Raw genomic sequence first — 4,902 nt, 5'->3', positions numbered from 1 at the left:
GAGACAGGTCGGACGTCTTAACACGGAAAGGAGCACACAATGAAGCGAATCCTTCCAGTCTCATTTTATAACCCTCTTACAATCGCGGGCTCGGTCATTGCCGTCTTCAACTTCGGTTTGATCGTCTTCCTTCTTATTTTTGACCTCCTTGCAAAGCGACCGAGGCCCTATTCGGACCTCATCATCCTGCTGATCCTGCCGCTGTTCATCCTCATCGGCGTGGCGTTTATCGTCCTGGGGATTATGCGGCAGCGGAGGAGAGAGAAAGTCGGAGTTCCGGGGGAACAACGCTTACCGGTAGTCGATTTCAATGATCAAGAACAACGAAGGCGCGTAATCCTCCTCTCGACCGGCTTCGTCTTCTTGACCCTTCTGTATGCCTTCGGAATGTTCCAGGGCTATGAATTCCTGGAATCGGACTTCTTCTGTACCCGGGTCTGCCACACCATTCATAGAACGGATTCTCTGGCTCACGCCTTTTCCTATCATGGGAAGGTTGAGTGTTCAGCCTGTCATGTGGGCTCGGGCACCCAGTATTTTGTCCTCTCGAAGCTCAGGGGAAGCACCGAGCTCCCCATGTTCTTGTTGAACACATTCCCGAGGCCTATTCCTGCCCCGGTCAAGGACCTCAGACCTTCGCAGGATATCTGCCAGGGCTGTCACGGTCCCACGTACGCCATTAGGGAAAATCTCCAGGTAAGAAAGTACTATCTCTCCGACACGGAGAACACTGAATGGAAAATTGGTCTGTTGCTCAAGATGGGTGTGGTGAGAGTCCGGACCGACAAGCCTCCCATGATGCACTGGCATTATGCGGTCGCCAGGCAGATCGAGTATGCAACTGCTGATCCCAAGCATGAGGTCATTCCATGGGTACGTGCGATCGGCTTCGACGGTAAGGCAAGAATTTACCGCACTCACGATGGCAATACTGTCGGCAAGGAGCCTGCACCCGAGCAGAAGCGTATCATGGACTGTATCGACTGCCACAACAGGGTGGGACACCCATACGACCCCCCCGACAAGATAGTGAACGCTCTTTTGAGTTTGACGTTGATAGACCCCTCGCTCCCGGACATTAAGAGCACCGCGGTCCAGGCGCTCGAAGGCAAGTACGATTCAAGGGAAGCGGCCCTCTCCGGCATCAGGGATACCATCATGGAGTTCTATAAGAAGAACCATCCTGACGTTGCCGCTTCGAGAGAGGCCAAGCTTAAGCACGTTATTCTGACGTTGCAGGATCTTTACGATCGCAACTATGACCCGGTCATGAAGGCGAGCTGGAAGAGCTACCCGAGCCATAGCGAGCACATGTACAGTCCGGGCTGCTTTCGCTGCCATGACGGTGAACATAAAAGCGAAGATGGAGCCGTTTTGTCGAAAGAGTGCAGCCTTTGTCATCAGCTCATAAAAGGACGGATGGAAAAGGAGAAAAAGCTCGCTGTTCTGACCGAGGAGACCTATCCCCATCCCGTCGATATCGGCGATTCATACAAAGAGATGAACTGCAGTGACTGCCACCATTGAGCGTCTCGTTTACCCGGAGCCGGGAAAGGGAGAGTCCGGTTCGCTTCGTAAAGCGCCGATAGGAAGAGAGGTCAGCGATCCATACCACAGATTTAAGTTAAATTTTTAGAGACCGGCCAAAGGGGATATCGTCCACTTCGCAGCCTATGCCCGCGTTGGGATTGAGCAAGAAGCTGGCGATGATGCCGAAAGGAGGTGTAGCCAGAGGAGTGTGGCCAAAGGGAACGAACGAGAAATGTGACGCTTCAAGGCATATCAAACACTAAGAGAGAGAAGGAGAAAACCATGAAGAAGACTCTTATTTTTGTCTTGATGTTGACAGTCGCAATGCTTCTCAACGGCGGTTTTTCGTTTGCGTCAGAGGAAAAGCAGATCGATCAGGATATCCAATTGCTGAGGAAGGACCTGCGGTCCCAAAAAAAGCAGATCATTGCAGCGAATATGGAACTGACGGATGCCGAGGCAGAAAAATTCTGGCCGGTCTACGATCAATATACGGCCGAAACGACTAAGATTTATGACACCCGTTTTGCGCTTATAAAGGAATATGCCGAGAATTATCCCAAAATGACCGACGCTGAAGCTCAGAGCTTGCTCGAACGATGGCTCGGTACGGACGAATCTTTCGTTCAGGTGAGGATGAAATACATCCCGCTCTTCGAAAAGGTTTTGCCCGGCAAGAAGGCAGCGCGGTTCTTCCAGATCGACAAGCGGCTTGGACTATTACTAGACATTCAGCTAATATCGCAGATTCCCCTTATCGTGCCATAGGCCTTAGCAGCAAGGTTCGTGTCATTTTTACGAGCCTTCGTAAATCCTCGGAGAATCGTGACTCCGCAATTTGCGCAGTTACGTTTTTTCAACGGCTACGGCTGGCATTCAAGTTGCTTTCTATAAATGCAGCACCGAGGATGAGATGAGTTCGGGAGAGAATCTTTGATGTTGAGAATTCAGAAATCGGTGAAAGCGGATGTCGTTACCTATTCTCTGGGTGGTCGAATCAAGGCGGAAGAGGTGTCAGAGGTGAAAAGACTCCTTGAACTTGAAATTGAAAAACAGGACGGCCGCATTGTCACGGATTTGGAGGAGGTCAAGTAAAGCTCCATTTATGCGGCATAGCGAACATTGGGTAACGCCCTGGATAGCTGCTCAGCATGTTATTACTGCCCTTTTTTATCCTCTTTTGCTTGCCCTTTGTTTTCCAGGGAATTTCTTGAGTACTCGGCCTCCTTCATATACCACCAGCGGAGTGTTCGTCTCCTCGGCTATCTTTTTCGCACGGGCGGCCGCACGGCGTAATGCAGTCTCCACTTTTGCAAGATCGGCATCTCGAATCTGCATTTTGACTTTGCTCATTCTTGTTCTCCTTCGTCAAGAAGTATGGGTTTTTCTCCTGAGTTGTCATAAAGAACCCAGGCATCCACTAATTGTTTGTTAAGGTGCTGGAAATTGTGCCAGCCTTTTTCATACCTGCGTCTGATAGTCTGCTCGGGGACGTTGTGGCCGCCTTGCCTGCGCCGTTCGGCCCGGCAATGATGATTATTTTCTTGTTCTTATTCATATTCCTTCAAGACTGTCGACGTTTGGAAATCTCCATCCGACAACTCAGTTCGGATAAACGTTGGCAAACTCGACTATCTTCCATTTACCTCTGATGCGGGCTAGGGCGCAACTGATATCCCAGCCTGCTTCAAGAAGCTCAGTGGCCTCTTTCGGCACTGCTATCGGACCAACAGAACTCTTACCTTTCTCAGTATAAACTTCAAGCCATAATTTCCCAGGCTCGATTTTCGCTATAGTGTAGTGGTCAAAGTCATGGTAATCAGCGTCGGCTATTTCATCCGTCTCGAAGTCCGTATACTCCGCAGACTCATAAAGAATATTTCCGGCCTTTTCAGCCTTGGGGAGGTCTCTTGCCGCAGACGAGCCTTTTTCTTCGCCCAAAGTGGCGTCTTCCTCTGAGATATATGACTTTTCAGCGAGCCATTTTGAGAGCTTCTTGATTACAGTGCCGGCAAGGCGTTTGAAATCGCCGCCGGCCATTACCTTGCGAATCAGAAAATAACCGAGGAACTCTCCCGTGTTTTCAGCAATTTTTTCCGGACCAAAAAGTTGGCAGAATTCTCTATGCTGCTGACCATGAGCATTATAGTATTTGTCAAAAAGCGCTGCCTCTGCCTTCGAGAGACTTTGATAGGCATAGCTGTTCATGCAATCCTTAAACAACTGGATTACGTCTCTGTAACCGGCGGTGGTCTTGGGCTTCAGTTTCTTTGACTGTTCAGCCAAAAACTCCTCAAACACCTGCTCGATAGTCGGATCGGCAATCTTAGGCAACTTACTAATTCTTTTCATATATCTTCATCCTCCATGCTTTCAATTTTCTCCTCACGGAGACCAAGCATAGCGCCTGAGCTGAAAGGCGGGGCTTACATCGTCCTTGAGGTTGACCGAGGGCTTTTTTGCTTCGACGAAGAATTTCTTGACGCCACCTATGCGGAAGCAGTAATCCGGGGCCTTTGTTGCACCACCAATCTTAAGCGCGTCTTCGTGAATTACGTCCTTATATGCCTCTGCATAGCCTTGTTTGTTGTCTACATCCCAGCCCAGGGCAGTGAAGAAAGGATCGAGGAACTCGCGCCGGAGCTGTGTCTCGTTGTATTGGCCGGACATATAGGACTCCCGGTTCCGCTCAAAGCGTTCTATCAGATCAGAGATTTCTTTCGGAAGTCCCACAATTGTTCCCATACCATTCAGAAGAGTTATCCTTATTTCCTGCGTATTTTATCACGATTAAAAGATAATTCGGAAGAACCAGCAGTTACAAGAAGTTGGATGCAATGTGAAATACTTATGCCCTATCATAAGGAAACTGAATTGTCGTTGGCTGAATCTTGTGAAATCGCCTGTCTCTCGAATCCAATAGTGTCACAAAGATAACAAGGTAATCGACTCTGACCTTGTTCCCGACGAACAAACTTCATTATTTGTTTCTGCCAGAACCAGAGGAAAGGAATCCTACCGGTCAAGCCCTTCCATCCCCACGGGCAAACCTGATGGAAAGACCACTGAGAATACCACAGGAAATACCGCAGGAAAACCTGATGGTTTTTCGTTCGCTGCTTAACCGCTTGCCTGCCCTGAATGACAATCCATTGAAGGCTTATGAAGCGCCCGCCGGCACCTCGCCGTATATACCCTGTTTCTCATCTTTCTGACGATACCTTGGCAACATTCTCAGGCACCCCGTAATAACTGAAGACCTCGCATGCGACTCTCCGTAGGGAAAGTCTTCCCTTCGCGTTCAACAAACCCCTTGAAGCTTTCGGATGGGGTTCCCCCCTGTCTATTTATTCCGTAGGAACTGAGTAATAA

General features: G+C 49.3%; 6 protein-coding genes. 3 read left to right on the top strand and 3 right to left on the bottom strand.

Annotated elements, in window-relative coordinates; translation table 11 throughout:
- Positions 1-39 precede the first annotated feature (39 nt).
- From VFG09_00370 to VFG09_00360, 3 genes are all read left to right on the top strand, one after another.
- Positions 40-1,527 (top strand): hypothetical protein, encoded by a 1,488-nt coding sequence (locus VFG09_00370; protein ID HET6513593.1) that lies wholly within the window; start codon positions 40-42, stop codon positions 1,525-1,527.
- A 285-nt stretch (positions 1,528-1,812) separates the two neighbouring features.
- Positions 1,813-2,298: a hypothetical protein gene (locus tag VFG09_00365; protein HET6513592.1), complete on the top strand. Its 486-nt coding sequence runs from the start codon at positions 1,813-1,815 to the stop codon at positions 2,296-2,298.
- Between the two features lie 168 nt (positions 2,299-2,466).
- A complete protein-coding gene (locus VFG09_00360; protein HET6513591.1) occupies positions 2,467-2,625 on the top strand; it encodes a hypothetical protein in 159 nt (52 codons plus the stop codon).
- Between the two features lie 75 nt (positions 2,626-2,700).
- Here the strand turns inward: VFG09_00360 and VFG09_00355 are convergent, their stop codons facing one another.
- The 3 genes from VFG09_00355 to VFG09_00345 all read right to left on the bottom strand — a co-directional run bounded on the left by VFG09_00355 (position 2,701) and on the right by VFG09_00345 (position 4,275).
- Positions 2,701-2,883: a hypothetical protein gene (locus VFG09_00355; protein HET6513590.1), complete on the bottom strand. Its 183-nt coding sequence runs from the start codon at positions 2,881-2,883 to the stop codon at positions 2,701-2,703.
- A gap of 249 nt (positions 2,884-3,132) precedes the next feature.
- Positions 3,133-3,831, bottom strand: coding sequence for a hypothetical protein (locus VFG09_00350; GenBank protein ID HET6513589.1), 699 nt, complete (start codon positions 3,829-3,831; stop codon positions 3,133-3,135).
- A gap of 84 nt (positions 3,832-3,915) precedes the next feature.
- Positions 3,916-4,275: a hypothetical protein gene (locus tag VFG09_00345; protein ID HET6513588.1), complete on the bottom strand. Its 360-nt coding sequence runs from the start codon at positions 4,273-4,275 to the stop codon at positions 3,916-3,918.
- Positions 4,276-4,902: the final 627 nt, after the last annotated feature.

The sequence above is a fragment of the Thermodesulfovibrionales bacterium genome (assembly GCA_035686305.1).
GTDB lineage: Bacteria > Nitrospirota > Thermodesulfovibrionia > Thermodesulfovibrionales > UBA9159 > DASRZP01.
The sequence above is the reverse complement of the archived record's forward strand: the minus strand, read 5'-3'. Positions and strand labels throughout refer to the sequence as shown.

Coding starts and splice junctions, on each gene's coding strand:
- VFG09_00370 (HET6513593.1), top strand. CDS start 40: ATGAAGCGAATCCTTCCAGTCTCATTTTATAACCCTCTTACAATCGCG.
- VFG09_00365 (HET6513592.1), top strand. CDS start 1,813: ATGAAGAAGACTCTTATTTTTGTCTTGATGTTGACAGTCGCAATGCTT.
- VFG09_00360 (HET6513591.1), top strand. CDS start 2,467: ATGTTGAGAATTCAGAAATCGGTGAAAGCGGATGTCGTTACCTATTCT.
- VFG09_00355 (HET6513590.1), bottom strand. CDS start 2,883: ATGAGCAAAGTCAAAATGCAGATTCGAGATGCCGATCTTGCAAAAGTG.
- VFG09_00345 (HET6513588.1), bottom strand. CDS start 4,275: ATGGGAACAATTGTGGGACTTCCGAAAGAAATCTCTGATCTGATAGAA.